Annotated in this window: 17 protein-coding genes; 1 reads left to right on the top strand and 16 read right to left on the bottom strand. The window is 51.2% G+C overall.

Features of this window, described 5'->3' with window-relative positions:
• Positions 1 to 163 precede the first annotated feature (163 nt).
• From J0X21_RS05120 to J0X21_RS05155, 8 genes are all read right to left on the bottom strand, one after another.
• Positions 164 to 2,218 (bottom strand): penicillin-binding transpeptidase domain-containing protein, encoded by a 2,055-nt coding sequence (locus tag J0X21_RS05120; RefSeq protein ID WP_206811120.1) that lies wholly within the window; start codon positions 2,216 to 2,218, stop codon positions 164 to 166.
• Between the two features lie 48 nt (positions 2,219 to 2,266).
• A complete protein-coding gene (locus tag J0X21_RS05125; protein WP_206811121.1) occupies positions 2,267 to 2,743 on the bottom strand; it encodes a septum formation initiator in 477 nt (158 codons plus the stop codon).
• Positions 2,744 to 2,781: 38 nt separating this feature from the next.
• On the bottom strand, positions 2,782 to 3,714 hold the full coding sequence (rsmH, locus tag J0X21_RS05130) for a 16S rRNA (cytosine(1402)-N(4))-methyltransferase RsmH (RefSeq protein WP_206811122.1): 933 nt from the start codon (positions 3,712 to 3,714) through the stop codon (positions 2,782 to 2,784).
• Between the two features lie 27 nt (positions 3,715 to 3,741).
• Entirely contained in the window at positions 3,742 to 4,173 is a 432-nt protein-coding gene (gene mraZ, locus J0X21_RS05135; protein ID WP_206811123.1) for a division/cell wall cluster transcriptional repressor MraZ, read from the bottom strand.
• A gap of 200 nt (positions 4,174 to 4,373) precedes the next feature.
• A complete protein-coding gene (gene lpdA / locus J0X21_RS05140; RefSeq protein ID WP_206811124.1) occupies positions 4,374 to 5,762 on the bottom strand; it encodes a dihydrolipoyl dehydrogenase in 1,389 nt (462 codons plus the stop codon).
• Positions 5,763 to 6,027: 265 nt separating this feature from the next.
• A complete protein-coding gene (locus J0X21_RS05145; protein WP_206811125.1) occupies positions 6,028 to 6,237 on the bottom strand; it encodes a DUF1858 domain-containing protein in 210 nt (69 codons plus the stop codon).
• 66 nt (positions 6,238 to 6,303) lie between these two features.
• Positions 6,304 to 7,371: a methionine synthase gene (locus tag J0X21_RS05150; RefSeq protein ID WP_206811134.1), complete on the bottom strand. Its 1,068-nt coding sequence runs from the start codon at positions 7,369 to 7,371 to the stop codon at positions 6,304 to 6,306.
• 520 nt (positions 7,372 to 7,891) lie between these two features.
• Complete coding sequence (locus J0X21_RS05155) at positions 7,892 to 9,994, bottom strand: glycoside hydrolase family 2 protein (protein WP_206811126.1); 2,103 nt, start codon at positions 9,992 to 9,994, stop codon at positions 7,892 to 7,894.
• Between the two features lie 204 nt (positions 9,995 to 10,198).
• Here J0X21_RS05155 and J0X21_RS05160 point away from each other — a divergent pair, with 204 nt between their 5' ends.
• Complete coding sequence (locus tag J0X21_RS05160; protein WP_206811127.1) at positions 10,199 to 11,965, top strand: methyl-accepting chemotaxis protein; 1,767 nt, start codon at positions 10,199 to 10,201, stop codon at positions 11,963 to 11,965.
• 4 nt (positions 11,966 to 11,969) lie between these two features.
• On the opposite strand, the gene J0X21_RS05165 is transcribed toward J0X21_RS05160, so the two are convergent.
• The 8 genes from J0X21_RS05165 to J0X21_RS05200 form a co-directional block, all read right to left on the bottom strand.
• A complete protein-coding gene (locus J0X21_RS05165) occupies positions 11,970 to 12,395 on the bottom strand; it encodes a Fur family transcriptional regulator (RefSeq protein WP_328812315.1) in 426 nt (141 codons plus the stop codon).
• Between the two features lie 163 nt (positions 12,396 to 12,558).
• The gene (locus J0X21_RS05170) at positions 12,559 to 12,729 is read right to left on the bottom strand and encodes a 4Fe-4S binding protein (RefSeq protein ID WP_206811129.1); all 171 of its coding nucleotides are present in this window, start codon (positions 12,727 to 12,729) and stop codon (positions 12,559 to 12,561) included.
• Positions 12,730 to 12,892: 163 nt separating this feature from the next.
• Positions 12,893 to 13,048 carry a hypothetical protein gene (locus tag J0X21_RS05175; RefSeq protein WP_206811130.1) on the bottom strand — a complete coding sequence of 52 codons (156 nt, stop codon included), beginning with the start codon at positions 13,046 to 13,048 and terminating at the stop codon, positions 12,893 to 12,895.
• 233 nt (positions 13,049 to 13,281) lie between these two features.
• Positions 13,282 to 14,616 carry a vWA domain-containing protein gene (locus tag J0X21_RS05180; protein WP_206811131.1) on the bottom strand — a complete coding sequence of 445 codons (1,335 nt, stop codon included), beginning with the start codon at positions 14,614 to 14,616 and terminating at the stop codon, positions 13,282 to 13,284.
• Positions 14,600 to 15,514: an AAA family ATPase gene (locus J0X21_RS05185; protein ID WP_407947629.1), complete on the bottom strand. Its 915-nt coding sequence runs from the start codon at positions 15,512 to 15,514 to the stop codon at positions 14,600 to 14,602. The genes J0X21_RS05180 and J0X21_RS05185 overlap by 17 nt, the downstream gene beginning before the upstream one ends.
• 116 nt (positions 15,515 to 15,630) lie before the next feature.
• On the bottom strand, positions 15,631 to 16,770 hold the full coding sequence (gene bshA / locus J0X21_RS05190) for an N-acetyl-alpha-D-glucosaminyl L-malate synthase BshA (protein ID WP_206811136.1): 1,140 nt from the start codon (positions 16,768 to 16,770) through the stop codon (positions 15,631 to 15,633).
• Between the two features lie 42 nt (positions 16,771 to 16,812).
• Positions 16,813 to 17,106 (bottom strand): cytochrome c biogenesis CcdA family protein, encoded by a 294-nt coding sequence (locus tag J0X21_RS05195; protein WP_206811132.1) that lies wholly within the window; start codon positions 17,104 to 17,106, stop codon positions 16,813 to 16,815.
• Positions 17,103 to 17,462, bottom strand: coding sequence for a YlbF family regulator (locus tag J0X21_RS05200; protein WP_206811133.1), 360 nt, complete (start codon positions 17,460 to 17,462; stop codon positions 17,103 to 17,105). The genes J0X21_RS05195 and J0X21_RS05200 overlap by 4 nt, the downstream gene beginning before the upstream one ends.
• Between the last annotated feature and the right edge of the window lie 340 nt (positions 17,463 to 17,802).

Raw genomic sequence — 17,802 nt, forward strand, 5'->3', positions numbered from 1 at the left:
CCGAAGCCGCACAACACCAGAGAATCTCTTCGCGGCGAAGGATGCGGGTAATGCACCTTGGCTATTTTCATCCATCAGTGGTGCCGCATAGCGGCATGGGAGTCTGACTCCTGACTACTGTCTCCTACTACAGTATTATAGACATCAAAGAACCTGCACAGACTTATTGCCCCAAAGGACTGCTCTCAATCGGCACCCGGCCGGGCATGCTGAGAATCGCTTCAATATCCTCATCTTCCTCTTCCCACCAGTTGGCCATCGCAGGAGCTCCCGCCTCCTGGCCCAGGTAGAGGAGCACGCTTGAACCCTCTTCCACGGTTGCCTCCCCGCGCGGAATCTGATCCAGAATATAGCCGCCTTCCCCCTCGGTTAAGACCTTGAAACCGGCCTTGGTCAAAGCCTGCTGGGCTTCTGCCACCGGCAGGCCGAGGACAGAAGGTACGGTCGCTGCCTTCTTCACCGGCGGAAACTCCAGGCCCGGCATGGGTTTGCCCGGGGTCAGGGGCGCACCGGCCTGCGGTTTGACTCCCAGATACTTAAGAGAATCCAATAAGACTGCCTGCACCGGGGGAGCGGCGACCGCGCCGCCGTAAAACGGCACCCCGTCGATTACGGACAGAACCACCAGACGGGGATTGTCCGCAGGCGCAAAGCCCACGAAGGAAGCGATATATTCTCCCTGCACGTATTGCCCGTTGGCCACCTTCTGCGCCGTTCCGGTCTTGCCTGCGACCCGGTATCCGGGCAGGAAAGCCCGGCGCCCGGTGCCGTTGGTCACCACAGATTCCAAAATCTCCCGTTCCAGCTTGGATGTGCTTTCACTGATGACCCGCCGAACCTCTTCTTTCTTAAACGGCACCACCACATCCCCGCTCGGGCTTACAATCTCTTTAACCAGCTGCGGCTTCATCAGGGTTCCCCCGTTGGCCACAGCAGCCACGGCCGTCAAAAGCTGAATCGCCGTGACGTTATTCGTCTGGCCGATGGACATGGTCGCCAAGTCCAGGGCCGTCGCCCGCTTCTTATTGGCCAGAATGCCCACGGCTTCTCCGGACATCTCAATCCCGGTCTTCTGGCCAAACCCGAAGTCCTTCAAATACTTATAAAACTTATCCATCCCCAGGCGCTGACCCATCTCGATAAATCCCGGGTTGCAGGAATTCTCCGCCACCTGGATGAAGCTCTGGTCTCCATGCCCCCCGGCCTTCCAGCAGCGCACATTCTTGCCCAGGACGGTATAAAAGCCGCGGTCAAAGAAATGCTCCTCCGGTCTAATTTTCTTTTCTTCCAGGGCTGCAGCCAAAGTAATAATTTTGAAAGTGGAACCCGGTTCATACCCGTTTTGAATGGCAATGTTGCGCCGGGTGCTCATATCGAATTCCTGGTAATTATTCGGGTCAAAAGTCGGCAAGGTTGCCAAAGCCAGCATTTCCCCGGTGTTCGGATCCATGACCAGAATTGAGGCGCTCTTGGGAATCTGCCCGTTCATGTTGGTCCCCTGGCCGGTCATAATTTTTTGCAGCTCCCGCTCAGCAAAGGCCTGGATATTTTTATCGATGGTCAGGCGCACCGTATTTCCCTGCTTGGGTGCGAGGTAGAGCTGTTCTGCTTCCGGCAGCTGAATCCCGTTGGCCCCGAATTCCCTCAGGATGCTCCCGGGTGTTCCCCTCATGGCTTCATCCCTGGTTAACTCTATTCCCTCAAGGCCCTGGTTGTCAATTCCGGCAAAACCGATAATATGGGCAGCTAGGCTGCCGTTGGGATAATATCTCTGGCTGTCTTCCGTCGTTCCAATTCCCGGCAGTTTTAAGGCGCGTACCTGAGCCGCCACTTCCGGGGTCACCCGTTTCTGTACATATTCCAGGGCCGAACGTTTGGTGATTCTTTGTTCGATGTCCGCAGCCGGTTTGTTCAGAATCTGAGCCAGGGTGTCCGCGATTTCCCGGGTCCGCCCCGACTGGCGCACTTCCGCCGGGACCGCATACACCGTTTCACTGCTCACACTCATCGCCAGCATGCTGCCGTTGCGGTCCTCGATGTTGCCGCGCTTGGGCGCGACCGGCACCCCCCGGAAATGATAATCATCGGCTATGTCACTTAAGAAAGGCCCTTGTCCCAGCTGGACCACCGCCAACCGGACAATCAGCACCAGCAAGAAGGCACTGACACAGAAAAAAAGAAAGGCGATTCGCTTACGCATTAATACGAACGGACTCATCCGTCCCCCCCCTGCTGCCAGGGCTAGCGTACACAAAACGCCTCTCTTCTAACGCTGAGTTGAAGCGAAAAAGCCCGTAAAAAGCCGAGAAGCTTGTTTGAGGGCTGAAGTTTTAGCCGGAGGAGAATCGGCGGCATTTTGAGCAGCTTGGGCCCCGCTATCATTCTTGACCGCAGGTAAATTTCCGGAGACATACACCGTTCCAGCCGGCTTCTCCATCCCCATCGCCAAGGCGGCGCTTTCAATGCGGCTCACCGAGCGCAGTTTATCCACTTCCAGCTGAAGGAGATCATTGTGCACCTTGAGTCCGGTAATCTCCTTTTCCAATGCCCGCACTTGCGCTCCTTTTGCAACTGTGAGCTGAACGGTCAACGCTCCGATTGAACCCGCCACCGCCGTGACCAGCACTAAGATTAACGCCCATTTCAGGATATGGGGGTTTTTCTTCTTGGGGGAGAGCTTCCGTTTCCGGGGTAAGTTCTCTAACGATTCTTGCCATTGGATTTTTTCCTGCGCCACTATCAAAGGTATTCCCCCTCCTAAACGTTTAGACTTCCAGTTAGTCACAATTTCTCGGCGACCCTGAGCTTAGCGCTGCGCGCGCGCGGGTTATAATCAACTTCCTCTGCCGAAGGCAGGATCGGCTTTCGCGAAACTAAGCGGGCTTTGGCTTCGGCACCGCAGCGGCAGACCGGAAAATCCGGAGGGCAGATGCACCGTCCGAGCCAGGATTGCATCCGCTGCTTGACCAGGCGGTCTTCAAGAGAATGGAAAGTAATCACTCCCACCCGTCCTCCGGCATCCAGGCAATTCAAAGCCTGATCCAAGGTCCGGTCGAGCACGCCCAACTCATCATTGACCGCAATCCTGAGAGCCTGAAAAGTCCTTTTGGCTGGATGAGGCCCTTCCCGCCTCGCAGCAGCCGGAATGGCGTTCTTTATCACTTCCACCAACTCTCCCGTACTTTCTATTCGCGAGTGGGCACGCCGGTTCACGATAAAATCCGATATTCGGCGAGCCCATCTTTCCTCACCATATTCCCGGATGATGCGTTCAAGCTCCTGAGCGCTCCACTCATTGACAATCTCCTCTGCACTCAAAGCCTGGGCCGAATTCATCCGCATATCAAGCGGAGCATCCTGCATATAGCTGAACCCGCGCTCAGCCTCGTCCAGCTGCGGGGATGAAACTCCCAAGTCAAACAGGATTCCCTTGACCGGCAACACATCCAGTTCCTTTAACGTCTCTTCCAGATAAACGAAATTGCGGTTAATAATTTGCACTCTTTGGTCCTGGGCAAACAGAGCCTGGGCATGTTTTACCGCCGCCGGATCTTGATCGAAGGCAATTAACTTTCCACCCGGCCCCAGCCTCTTTAGAAGCAGGCGGCTATGCCCGGCCCCGCCTAAAGTACAGTCGACATACGTTCCGTCAGGATCTGTCAGCAGATGGTCAATGCTTTCTTCCAGCAGCACCGTTACGTGTTTGAATTCCAAAGAAATCGTCCCTTCTTGAATTCCGTGTTAAATTCCGAGGTTGACCAGGGATTCGGCAGCACTGGTATAAAGCGCTTCAGCCTGGCTAGAGTAGTTTGCCCAAAGTGCCTGACTCCAAATCTCCACTCTGGTCGATACCCCTACCAGCACCACATCTTTCTCCAATTGTGCATATTCACGCAAATTGGCAGGTAGTAAAATCCGTCCCTGCTTGTCGACTTCGCATTCCGTTGCCCCGGAAAAGAAGAAGCGGACAAAGGCCCTGACATCAGGCTGGGTAAAAGGCAAAGCTTTAAGCTTTTGTTCCAAGACAGTCCATTCAGCCGGTGGGTAGACAAAGAGACAGTGATCCAAGCCTTTGGTCGCGATAAATTTCTCGCCCAAGGCTTCCCGGAATTTGGCAGGCATAATCAGCCGCCCTTTCCCGTCAATTGTATGGAGGTATTCCCCCATGAACACGGTCCTGCACCACCTAACATCCTATTGGCCCCACTTTGCCCCACTTTACCCCACTTATTCTCCACTGAAGTGGGATTTCCTGCTAACTAATAATTTTTTTCTTAAAAAAAATGAAAAAGGGAAAAAAGTCCTAAGACTCTTTTCCCTAAAACCGGTATTCTCCGGCAGGTTGCCTTGCCGATACCGCGGCCAGTTCCTGCTTATGCCAGGTGCAGCGGTTTACCACCGATGCCGTGGGCAGCCTCCATGACCGCTTCCGGCAAAGTGGGATGGGCATGCACCATATGAGCGATTTCCTCAGCCTTGATTCCTTTAGCCACGGCCACGACCAGTTCTTGGATCAGGCTGCTCGCCTGCGGCCCCATGATCGCGCCCCCGATGACCACTCCTTTATCATCGGCCAGAATCTTGACCGTCCCGACGGTTTCTCCCAAAGATAAGGCCTTGCCATTGGCCGAAAAAGGAAACTTGCTGACTTGATACGGGACCCCTTCAAGTTTTAATTCCTGCTCTGTTTTACCGACCGCGGCAATCTCAGGATGGGTAAAGATGGCGCTGGGAATGGCATTGTACTTCATCTCGCTCGGATGCCCGGCGATATTTTCTGCGGCGACCATGCCTTCGCTGGAAGCGACATGGGCCAGCATAACCCCCCCGACCGCATCCCCAATCGCATACACGTGGGGAAGATTAGTCTCCATCCGCGAATTCACAACAATGACACCGCGCTCGGTCTTAAGCCCCAAGCCCTCGACGTCAATCCCTCGCAAATTCGCTTTCCGTCCGGCGGCAATGAGCACCTTGTCTGCCGTGATTTCCTTAGCGGTTCCTTTCGCATCTTCTACCCTTACGGTAAAGGAGTGATTTTCCCGGCGAATCTCTTTCAAAGCGGTTTTGGTCATAATCTCAAGACCGGCTTTTTTAAGAATGGGGGTCATGCGCTTGGGAATCTCCTCATCGATATTGCCAAGCAAGGTCGGAAGCATTTCGATCACGGTCACTTTAACGCCAAAGGTTTGATAAATATTGGCAAACTCCAGTCCGATTACTCCCCCGCCGATGACGACCAGACTTTGCGGCAATTCCGTTTCGGAGAGTATTTCATCACTGGTCAAAACCCCGGGAAGATCTGCCCCCGGAACCGGCAGGCGGGAAGGTACCGATCCGGTCGCCAGGATTACATTCTCAACAGCGATTTTTTCCGTACCCGCAGCTGTTGTAACCTCTAAAAAGCCGGGCTCTTTAAACTCTCCCCAGCCGGAGACGACCGTGACACCGGCCGCCTTCATCAATTGTTCAACCCCGCTCACCAGCGTATCTACAACCTGATCTTTGCGTTCCATCACCTTGGCAAAGTTAAGGCTCATCTCTCCCGCGCTCATCCCAAATTCCTCGGCCCGTTTCATTTCCCGCCATAAGTCCGCGCTCTTGACTAAAGCCTTAGTCGGGATACAGCCGCGGTTGAGGCAGGTTCCCCCTAAACGGTCTCCTTCAACCAGTACCACCGATAATCCCAGCTGGGCTGCCCTTAACGCGCACACATATCCTCCCGGGCCGCCCCCTAGAATTCCAACCTGAAATTGCTCCATGTTTCAAAAGCCCCTTTCGGATATTTTCCTATTTTATTGGTATAACTTTCAAGGGTTGCCATTCCATAAACGATAGTATTTCCCTATATTTTACAAGCTATCGCAAGTAAAGAAAACTCGGCTCGCGCCACGTTAGTCCGAAAGGACTAACGCACTTGTTTAGTTGCACTTATGCTACCAGAAATTTATACTCTCTGATTGGTGCAGCAAAAAGCTATCCCCACTGAGGGATAGCTTATGGGCCTTATGCTGCTGTCTTGACTGGTTAATTGGCTTTACCCGCCGTCTCGATCGCATTATTGAGCTGTTCAATTAAGCTATCGACATTGCGGCCATGGGTAATCGCTGCTCCCTCGATGCTTTCCATGGTGGATGAAGGGCAGCCTAAGCAATGCATGCCTAATTCAAGGAAAATCTGAACGGTTTGCGGATAGAGACGCAGAACCTGACCGACCGTCATATCTTTGGTAATCATGTAAAATCCCCCTTTTCCTATTTGAAAATACCTAAGTAAAATACTCGGTTTTATTTTAATTATAAATCATAAGGAAAAGACAGGCAACCCTTTTTCCCGCAAAACCTCGCTTAATTCTCCCAGCACCTGATACACCCGTTCCGCCGTTTCTTGCTTAAGGGTTCCAGTGCCGCAGCTCGGGGTCAGCATGCTTTGGCGGCGCAATAGCGTCGCATCCACTCCCTTATGAATCAGCTGGGCCAAACCATCCTCCAGTCTCTGGCGCAAACTGTCTGCACTTTCCTGCCATACCTTCTCCTGAGTGGGCACAATGCCCCAGGACACAACCCCTCCCCGTTCCAAGTAACGCTTAAGGGGTTCAGCCAAAACCAGCATACTAGTCATATATTCATAAGCATCAAAATTAAGCACTTGAATATTGGAATCAAAAATTAAGGTCCAATCCATACCGGCACATACGTGGATGGCCGGAATTCCCCCCGCAGCCTGTATTTTCGCGGCAATACTGTTTAAGTCGGCAATGATTGTGTCCCGTTCCAGGGTGACATGAGTAGAAGCCCCGAAGGCATAGAGACCGGGATCATCAATTGTCATCAACACCGGTAATCCAAATTCCCTTAAGCGTCTGGTCTGCCACTCTGCGTGAAGCGCCAAGGCTTTTACCAGCATCTCGCGCTGCGTTTCGTCATAATAACTGGAGCGCCGGTTTTTATCCGTGATTTGCAACCCCAACGTAAGCGGCCCGCTCAATTGCCCTTTCAGAAGAACTGCTTCCCGGGTTCCGTGTTTTGCCAAATCCGAACAGAAGGCCTCAAAACCTTCTCCACCCTGGGCTCCGAAGGCAAACCTGTCCAAGGCAGCCCGGCTTCCTTCTTCAGCCTCTAAATAAAGCTGATAAAATTCCGCCATCCGCTCCGTCCAGTCTGCTTCCTCCACTTGAAAACGCGGCTGCTCATAATCCCCGATGATCCCGGTTTCAATTAAGGCTTTGAGATACTGCCCAATAAAGGAGCTTTCGGCCCCTTGCCGGGGCAGCTGGGGCCAGTGAGGAGCCTCCGGTACACTATCCCAGATAAGTTTCAAAGCCTGATCGGCCCCGGTATAAGGCAGGCTCCCGACTCCGGTCGCCATCATTTGCGGATAAAAAGTCTTAAACTGATCCAAGCTTTCCACCTCACATCATAGTTTGAACGATTTTCTTAATCCTACTCATCTTATAGCAGGAGTCAGAAGTCAGAAGTCAGACTTCCATGCTGCTACGCAGCACCACTGATGAATGTAACAGGCAAGCTACCTTGCGGAGCGAACCGTAGAGCAGAGGAGCGTCGTGAGCGCAGTCGACGAAGCGTGAAGCCGCGCCACGGTTCACTCCAGGTATTACCCAAAGGTTTGGCGCGGTAGCGAGTCGACAAGCGAGCAGCTCCGGCGCGTGGTACGTTAGTCTGCAGTGCAGACTAACGCCGTAGCCGCAAACCGTAAAGAAATGCTTTTGCGGCGGAGGATGCGGGCAAGGTAGCTTGCCGGCATGTTACAGGGCAGAATAATTTTTAGCGTTAGACCCTCACCTTTAAGGAATACCAACAAGCTACTGAGTACTGACTCCTGAATTCTGAGTACTAATCGAGTACTGAATTCTGAATACCTGACTAAACCCTCATGCCATCAGCAGGAATCTAACCAGAAACACGAGATCTTTTCCCCAATAAAGAACCACCCCTAAAAGTACCAATCCCGCGATTCCCGGAACCAGGAAAAAAGGTTTGTAGCGCCCTCCTGCCCGGCGGATGTCGGAAACCCGCCAGGGAGTTAAGATGATGCTAAAAATTATATAGGCTCCCAGGGCAAATAACAAGGGGATTCCTAAAGGGGCTAAAGCCCAAATAAGGGCCGCCGCGACATTCCAGCGATAGCGCCGCTCAAGCCAGAAGACCAGCCCCAGCGGGTGAGGGGATCCGGGCAGATAAGGGGCAACAATCCCGACCTGGATTAAACGCAGGAGAGTAAATATTCCGGTCAGCACAGCCCACCATAACCAGGGAGACTGAGCTTGGATCAGATTTAAGAGCGGCCAGGAGTTTGGAAACCAAGGTCCCAGGTCAGAGGGAAGCCGGTACCCAAGGTCAGTAATTATTCCGGCCAAAGTTCCCATCCGTACCAGCACCGCTGCGCCATGCCAGAACCAGGCGTTGCGCAAGCGCCGTTTTGGTTTTTTCTCTCCGATTTCCTTATAACGCCACTGAACGGCCCGTACATTGAAAAGCCAAACCACCGAGGCCAGTCCTGCCCACCCAGCAGCAGCCACCGGGGCATCAGGCCAGCGCGCTCCTTGTTCCTTCCTGGTTCCGAGCACAACCTCCCCCCAGGGGCCCTGGATTTTTCCGGCTTTGAGCTCAGGGGAACGCTCTTGAGGAAAGCCCTGTAAATCTGCGCCCTCTTTTCTTAAATAAAAAGCCAGGCTTGTTTTTGTTTCTTGATCCGCTTGGTGCAAGTAAGCCTTAACCTTTGGGTCTGCCCGTACATCTAAGCCTTTGCCCACAGTCCAGGCCCAGAGCGACGGATGAAGCGCTCCCATCGTCAAGAGCGGACGCATTGCTGCGAATTCCGGCAAACGTTCAACTGGCCTTAAAGCGGCAGGCCATTCTCCCCATATCCCGATTCCGATCCTGTCGGCAGCCTGCAGCCACATCTCGTCCGGAACCGGCCCGTTAAAATACACCACCTGAACTCCCTGCTCCTTTTTCTCACTAAGCCAGGTTTCAATTTGTCCGGTGCTCCGGATTAAGAACTGTTCCTCCGGAGAGATTTCAACTCCATGTATATCCAGCCCCTCCCCGTTTAACTGCCACTTTCCTTCCGCCATCACCAGGGAACGGAGTCCCAAGGGAAAGGCCAGATCATCCCGGTCTCCTTTATTGTTGGCAACCGTCAAGTACACTTGATAAAGAAAAGGGGCACCTGGGCTCCAAAGACGCGCCTCAGGTATCTGCAGCACCAAGTTGGCCGCCTGCTCCCTGCTATTGTCACCCTGGAGGACTAACTCCTGTTCCGCAACTAAGGCCGAGCCATCGGAAACAACTGCCCTTACTGTCCATGGCCCTTGCTCCATAAAACTATGATGCTTGACCGCAGTTTCCAGACTTACCTTGGCAGTAGTTCCTTCCCAGGCCACATTAAGATTCACGAGCTCAAGGCTGCTCTCAGTGACCCCTTCAAGATACACTTTGCCGAGCACCCTGCCTCCTTCGAAACCGGGCACACTAAACAAGGCAGTATCCCTGGTTTTGCTTAACCGGATCAGTAATATATTATCTTCTTCATAGCGAAAAGCCGCCGGCGGAATCTCCAGCACATCCTGTCCGCCGCTCCCGGCGATTGTTCCAACCAGATGGGCATTATCCGCCCCGTTTAAATAAACCTCAGCTTCTCCCTCAACTCCGTCCAGCACCAGAAGCATCGTACGTGCGCTCCACTCCGGACTGAGCCTAAAGCTTCGGGCAGCCACCTTGAACTCCTGGCTTGCCGGGAGCATAAGCTGTCCGTTTGGTTTTTTGCCGGCAGCACTCATTTCGGTCCAGGCCTGGCGCAAGGAGGAAAAACTACTCCAAATTCCGCCTAAATCCTGGTAATAACGTTGGCTGCTGGTCATGGGCTGCCCTGCCTGAAGGGGTACCCCCGCCGGGGCCTTCCAGTTCCACCAGAGCAAGCCGATTCCTAAACAAAGCATCAGAATTAATGCAATCACACGCCGATCGAGCATACCGGTCTAACCCCTTCTGCATCGCTTTCATCCTACCAATGTTCAAAATATTCGCGGCCCGGGGGCTAAAACCCTTTGAGCTTGCAGGAAAAACTATCGTCCGAATAGAATTATCAGATAATTCACGGTATACCAAGTTTCTCGGTTTTTCAACTATTTTCCTCTGTCAAAAAAGCTAAGTGATTATGAAGGGAGTCGGTAAACTTGATTAAACTTCGGCATCGCCTTAGCACCAAACTCATGGCGTTACTCATCATTCCCCTAATTGCGCTGGTTCTGACCAATCTTATACTTTTTTACAACCTCGAGACTAAGTCCAACCAATTAATCCAAGCCATTTACTCCGATGCCTATAGTTCCGCGGTTTTGATTCTGAATGCGGATCGTGATCTGTACCAGGCAGTAACGGCCCAGCGCACCCTGTTAGTATCTGATCCGGAGTCCGGAGACTTTGCGGACCAAGTTAAAAGCTATAAGGAAAACATTGATCAGGTGAAGGAGCGCATCGCAAAGGCAAAGGACATTTTCCTTACTAACAAGACAATATTCGATAAGGTGCAGAATCCAGATTCGAGTAAAACGGTGTTTCAGGATATTGAGAACTTTAATCTTCTTTTCGGTGCGTGGGAAACTGAGTCAAATGGCCTGATCGATTCTTTGCCTCATGTCCCTGTCAACGAACGGGAAAATCTGAACAAAAAAGCGCTGGAAATAGAAACAAATTTTGAGTCGGCCAGAGATAACTTAAACGACATGGAAGACCTGCTGGATGGCTATGCTCGTTCTACAATTAATGTCCTGCAGCAAGATAATCAACAGTTAACGCTTAAACTCTCTCTTATTATCGGCGTTATTATTCTGCTGGTAGCCATCCTTGGATGGCGTATGATCAGAAACATCACCAAATCCCTAGCTGCACTGGCCGGTACAGCCAATCAAGTAGCGGCAGGGGATCTGCGCCTTCAGCAAGCCCATTTCCGCAGTAAGGATGAAATCTCTGCCTTAGGGCAGGCTTTATTGACCATGGTGGACAACTTAAAAAACATGATCGCAGGGATTTCGAGCGCTTCCGCCTATCTTGTTCAATCTTCAGGCGATTTAGGCCAAAGCGCTGAACAGACCAGCAAAGCCAGCGAACAGATAACTTTGACCATTCAAGAGGTAGCCACAGGCTCGGAGCACCAAGTTAAAGTGGTGGAAGAAAATTCTCATCTGTTCCATGATATTTCATATAGTGTCAAACAAATTGCCGCGAATGCCGAAAATGCCGCCTCCGCTGCCAATGAAGCCTTAGAAACCGCTCATTCCGGAGAAGATCTAATCCAAACAGTGATTAGCCAAATGCACCAGGTTAACGACACCGTCAGTGGTTTGGCGGAAACAGTTAAAGGATTGGGAGAAAGCTCTCAGGAAATTGACCAAATCGTGACTGTAATCACCGGAATCGCCGAACAAACCAATTTGCTGGCATTAAACGCAGCCATTGAGGCAGCCAGAGCAGGTGAGTATGGACGCGGCTTTGCCGTGGTAGCTGAAGAAGTACGAAAGCTCGCCGAACAATCCGCTGATTCTACTATGCAAATTAAGCAATTGGTCCAAGCGATTCAAACGGAAACCCGAAATACGGTTGCCGGAACAACAAGCATGACTTCAATGGTCGGGAAAGGCCTGAACGTGGCTAATGACGCAGGGACCGCATTTACCAAGATCAAAAGCTCAGTAGCCAATGTTGCTGAGCAGATTCAGGGGGTCTCCAAGGAAGTCAGGCACGTATCCGACAAAACTGAACGAATCATCGATTCCACGAACATGATAGGACAAGTAGCGACAGAAACGGCAGCCGGAACACAGAATGTATCGGCTGCCGCAGAGGAACAACTGGCTTCTATGGAGGAAATCCATTCTTCCGTTAGGGAATTGAGTAAAACGGCTAATGAACTGGAGCTTATGGTTAAGAAGTTTAAAGTATAGGTTCCTAATTCATCTCATCTTTTCGGCATTCAGGGCACACTCCGTAAAATTCCATTCTATGTCCCAAGACTCTAAAGCCAGACATTTCCTCCGCTTCGTGGTTTACGTCAAGCAACGGCCGGTGAAAATCCACTACTTTACCGCACTTCGAACAGACGAGGTGATAATGATTATCGGGGTTTCCGTCAAAACGGCTGGACATATCGCCATAGGATAGTTCCAGGATATGTCCATGTTCTTTCAACATATTAAGGGTATTGTAGATTGTGCCCAGGCTAACTCCGGGAAACTTAGCCCTCACATGCTGATAAATTTCTTCTGCGGTCGGATGACTCTTTGTAGACAGCAGAAATTCTAAAATAGCCTGCCGCTGTGGTGTAAAACGTACTCCCTTATTTTTTAATTTTCTAAGAATATCTATCGCATCCACTGCCATCAACCCCCCGATCGATGTTCGTTATTCGTATTATTTATAATTACTTTTATTTCTATATAATTCTAAAACTAAAAGAATCTCTTGTCAATCTTTAAAAGATTCAAGGAATGAGAAAAGGGAGAGTTACCTCTCCCTTAAGAAATTGAAGCTAAGTAAATTAACCTTTAGCAGGTGCGCCAACAGGGCAAACTTCTGCGCAATTGCCGCATTCGGTGCAAGCATCGGCGTCAATTACATATCTTTCATCGCCCTCGCTGATAGCAGATGCCGGGCACTCGGAAGCACAAGCTCCGCAAGCGATGCATTCGGCTGAAATTACAAAAGCCATTTGCAAACTCCCCTTTCTCCCCTTTTTTCAAAGTCACTATACCAAAGCAGGAGGAAAAAGGCAAGTTTAAATTAGTTATCTTGTCCATTAACTTAAAGAATATTCCTTTATGTCGGGCAAGCTCCCTTGCCTGGTTAAGATTTTTCAGTAGTACTGTCTGCAGTTATACTTCTCTATCCGGCCGATACGGAACCTGGTACAGACGCCGCATGCACTGGGCACAGTACGGCAAAACCCGGTTACTGACATGATTCCGCTTGAATAATACTTTGGCTAAATCTTCGTGTTCTAAGCCACAAGAACGACACTTCTCGAGCACGGTCTTTACCTCCTATTTGTGTCATTGTGAACAAAGCTGCTTTACTTATATTATTCTCAGAACACGCTTAAATTAAACCTTGAACGAGACTTCATTCAGAGACGAAAGTGTCCTGTGGACACTTTTGCCGAAAGCGCTTAGCCCCTAACTTACGCTATTGCGCTGAAGGATGGATTCAACCCCACTGAATGTTAGTCGAGTCCATACTGGACTTAGGGCGGGTTAGTTCAGTGTTAAAGCTGCTCATTCAAAATGTTGGTCAAATGGCCTAAGGTATAACATTCATACATCCGGCAGTGAGGCTCAAACATCTTGATGGCCGGAACCTCTTGCCAGCGTTTCGCCGGCACCGTGTTCAGCCACAGAATCTCCCGCACCAAGCGACGCGCCTTCCCCATCAAAGCAGCTGCCTTCTCCCCTTCTAAGGTCTGGGCGTCACTCAGAATCAGCAAGACCGTACGTTTATTTAGGACCTCCGGAAATTGCTCGATCAGCTCGCTCAGGGAAACCGCCATATTGGTCCCGCCGCCCCACTGGCTGCCCGTCCGGGGCATAGCTTCCGCTACCATCTCCGAGAATGCCTGTCCTTTATGGATTTTATCCGTGAGACGCACCACGTGGTCAGCAAAGGCAAAGATTTCAATCCCGCTGGCCACCGAAGAGAGTCCATAGATAAATTGGAGCACAAACTCCGTGTACTTTAGCATGGATGCTGACATATCGCACAGGAGGACAAACTTAGGCCGGCTAGTATGCCTGCTTTTATAACGGCGCTCAATCAAGGTTCCCCCATAGCGCAGGTTTTGCCTTAAGGTCCGGCGCATATCCACCCCACCGCGCCGGCGGGCCGCGCGATAACGCCTGGACACCTGACTGGCCAGGCGCTGAGAGAGGCGTCGAATCAGCTTAATCACCTGAGGCCATTCTTCTGCCGGGATCTGCTTTAGATCGCGGGCCAGCAGTTGAATTTCTCGTTCCCGCATGGCTTTTTCTACTTCTGAAGTGACTCCGTCGGCTGACCCGGGCGGGAGCAAGGCCCCTTCCTCTTCCAGCCTGCGCCGCCAATAATCAAGCGACCCGCGAATCGCCCGCTCCACGATCGGCTGAAAACTTTGGTCCAGCGGCACTCCCAGTTTCATGCCCTCAGACGATCGCTCCAGAAACTTGCGCATGCGTTCCTGTTCTTCCGGCGGCAATTGAGCATAAATCAGCCGCTGCTCCTCCGGAATATCCAGTTCACGCCCTTGAAATTGAAGCTCTTGCCGGCTCTGCTCCAGCTTTGCCCGGTGTTCTGAGCTCCGCTTGGCCGCCTCGGCTTCCCAGGCCTGCTTGTGCTCCGGAGGGGCAAAATAGGCGCGAAAAGCCTCTTGGAACCAGGGGATGTGATTCGGATCCTTGACCAAGGTCGCTTGCAGCACTGCCTCTACCCGCTCCTTGTCCTCAAGCCCGACCAGCAGCAACCCTTGCATTGCATCCAGAATTTCCGAAGCACTGACTCTAAGCCCAAGGCTGCGCAGCAACTGGGCAAATTCTATCAGATGACGGTCAAGCTCACTTCCCGTGCGCATGATGCTGCCCGTCTCCCCGGGGGGGCTTAAGTTCCCACAGAAGGCGTTCCGCCCCCAGCTCGCGGTAAAATATTTCCACGTCCTCCTGACTTTTCAAAAGCAGAGTTAAGGTCGCATCCACCCAGGCAGGATCTAAGTCCGTTTTACCCATGACCAGCAAGGCCTTAGCCCAATCCAGAGTTTCTGCAATCGAAGGGATTTTGTGGAGATTCAGCTTTTCCCTGAGCACTCCCACGGCACGGGCTACTTGGTAAGCTAACCGTTCCGGGAGCTCCGGCACCTTAGCCCGGATGATCCGCACTTCCTTATCTACGGTAGGAGCTTCTACATGCAGGAACACACAGCGGCGTTTAAGGCCATCCGACAATTCCCGTTCCCCATTGGACGTCAGAATCACAATGGGGCGTTTTTTCGCCCTCACCGTACCCATTTCCGGTATCGTCACCTGAAACTCTCCTAAAAATTCAAAGAGAAAAGCTTCAAACTCAGAATCCGTTTTATCAATCTCATCAATTAAGAGGACGGAACGCTCCTCGGTTTTAAGCGCCTTGAGCAGAGGCCGCTCCAGCAAATAGGCCTCGGAAAACAAATCCTCTTCCCCCAGGCTCTCACGCTGCATCTGTATCTTGAGCAGCTGCCGCTGATAGTTCCATTCATACAACGCCCTGGTTTCATCCAAGCCTTCATAACACTGAAGCCGGATCAGAGGCGTATCAAAAACCTGGCTCAGCACCTTGGCAATTTCCGTTTTCCCTACTCCAGGTGGTCCGGTCACCAGCAACGGCTTTTCCAACTGAACCGCCAAGAATGCAGTCACTGCAATCCGGTCCTGCTGCTCCGTAATATAGCCTGTTCCCTCCAGCGCCTTCTCAAATTCCTCCAACGTCATGCGCGCCATCTGTTTCACCCATCCCCTCAAATATCTATCACACAACTAAAATCCGTCTGAATCAGTTTCTTCATAATACTAAATACGACTTTTTCGAGTATTTTCCTTGTTATTTATAAAAAATCCTATTTTACATTAGTTACCCGCTTACTTGCTTCCTCATATACTTTTTCATAAGCCTTGGCCGCCCGCTCCGGGGGAAATTCCTGCAAGGCCATGGCCGCTGCGGCTGCCGACATCCGCTCATACAGCTCCGGTTCACGGAGCAAGCGTACCACTGCCGCGCTCATCCCCTCCACATCCCCCGCAGGAAGCAAAAATCCCGTCTCCCTCTCTTTCACCACTTCAGGCAGGCCGCCCACCCTGCTGGCCACCACCGGAACCCCGCAGGCCATAGCCTCCAAGGCTGCCAGGCCAAAGCTTTCTTGGGCGGAGGGCAGAAGAAACACATCGCTCATCTGTAAAATTTCCCCTACGTTTTCCTGTTTGCCTAAAAATAGAACCCGTGCTTTCAGCCCGCGTTTTGCTACCTCCCGTTCCACCTTACCCATTTCCGGCCCATCCCCGACAAGTAAAAGCCTGCAGGGAATTTGCCGCTGCACCCGTTCAAAAATCCGGATGACATCCGGCACATGTTTTACTTCACGAAAGTTGGATATATGCGTGATGAGCTTTTCCCCTGCCGGAGCGAAACTTTCCCGTTCCGTATCGTTTTTCGGGCGGGGAAAATAAACCAGCGGATCCACAAAATTCGGAACCACCTCGATCCCGCAAGAGAGCGGGCCAAAGATTGTCTCCGTATCCGCAGCCAGTGAGTGCGAGACTGCAGTCAGCCCGTCACTCACCTTGAGTGCCATCCTGGTCAAGCGGTAGAATTCCTCATATGCTCCCACCAGGGTGATATCCGTCCCGTGAAGCGTTGTGACCAAAGGAATGGCTTCATCCAGCATTTGCTTGGCTAAATAGGCACTGATGGTGTGCGGAATGGCGTAGTGCACATGAATCAGCTCCAGCCCGACCTGCCGCGTCACTTCCACAATTTTATTGGCCAAGAGCAAGGTATAGGGAGGATACTTAAATAACGGGTAGCTGACATCTTCCACCTCGTGAAAAAACAAGTTGCGGTGATATTTATACAAGCGAAAAGGGCGGGCCGAGGATATAAAATGAACCTGATGCCCCCGCTCGCCCAAAATATAACCCAACTCCGCCGCCACTACTCCGCTGCCGCCGTAAGTCGGGTAACACACCATCCCAATCTTCACCATCTCACCATCCTCCTCACCATTGTTTTTACTTTATGGAACTTAAGCAACCAATCGACCACGGCCTTTTCTGCGAGCAGAGCAAAGAGGAGAAAAGGGACAGCCATCCCCAATCAGTTGTCCGGCTGCACTGGCCGAAACTCCTAAAAGCACAAAAATCGCAGAGAATCCGAGAACAAAAAAGAGCGAGCGTATGATCAGCACGCGGCGTGAAATCTGACCATCGATTGAAGTTCCGACCAAAAATGAAAAATAAGCCGGAACGACCGGCAGGACACAGGGGGAAAAGAATGACACCAACCCTCCTAGAAAGGCAAGCCCAATGGATACATTCATACGCCATTCTCCTCAAAGCCCAAGGGGAGAGCATCTTTTACCGCTTCCCCGATAATCTTCTGCACATCATTGATCAAACGCGATATTTCAAATTCGGCTTGTAAATAAACGCGGGAATTCGGGTTTATACTCAAAAGGCTGTAGAGGCTTTCAAGTTCCTGCTGTTTGTCAAACCCCACTTCATGTTGCAAAAGCTGGGCTTGCTGAATCTCCCATTGCTTGAGTTGAAAATTTTTTACCATTTTATAATTTTTTTCATCCGTCCGCACCTTATCTTTGGCAGCGATAAACCGGCGGTACTCTTCGGATTCCTGCAGAGCCCGGGCTAACTGATGCGCTAACTCAATTGCCAACAAATTCTCTCTCCCCTTTATTTTTTCTAAAGAAAACTTGGCTTGCGGCAAGCCTCTAGGCGCAGGCGGAAGCCTTAGTTGCACTTATGCGCCCTCAGATTTATACTTTCTGATTAGCTAATACAATACCCCCCGGTAGTAAGCTATATTATACTGAATTTTTAAGAAAGTGACAAACCTTCTACCGTTACCATGTGATATAAAAGATCGAATGATTTAAGTCGACTCGGGTCTTTGACACTTGCGCTTATATAAAAATCTCTACAAGCCTTGAAAATAGGGCTTTTTTTATTGGAAAAATGTCAAATTTTCTCCAATCCATAGTGCGTAATTTTGCGTAATG

The sequence above is a fragment of the Paradesulfitobacterium ferrireducens genome, from assembly GCF_017310645.1.
Classification (GTDB): domain Bacteria; phylum Bacillota; class Desulfitobacteriia; order Desulfitobacteriales; family Desulfitobacteriaceae; genus Paradesulfitobacterium; species Paradesulfitobacterium ferrireducens.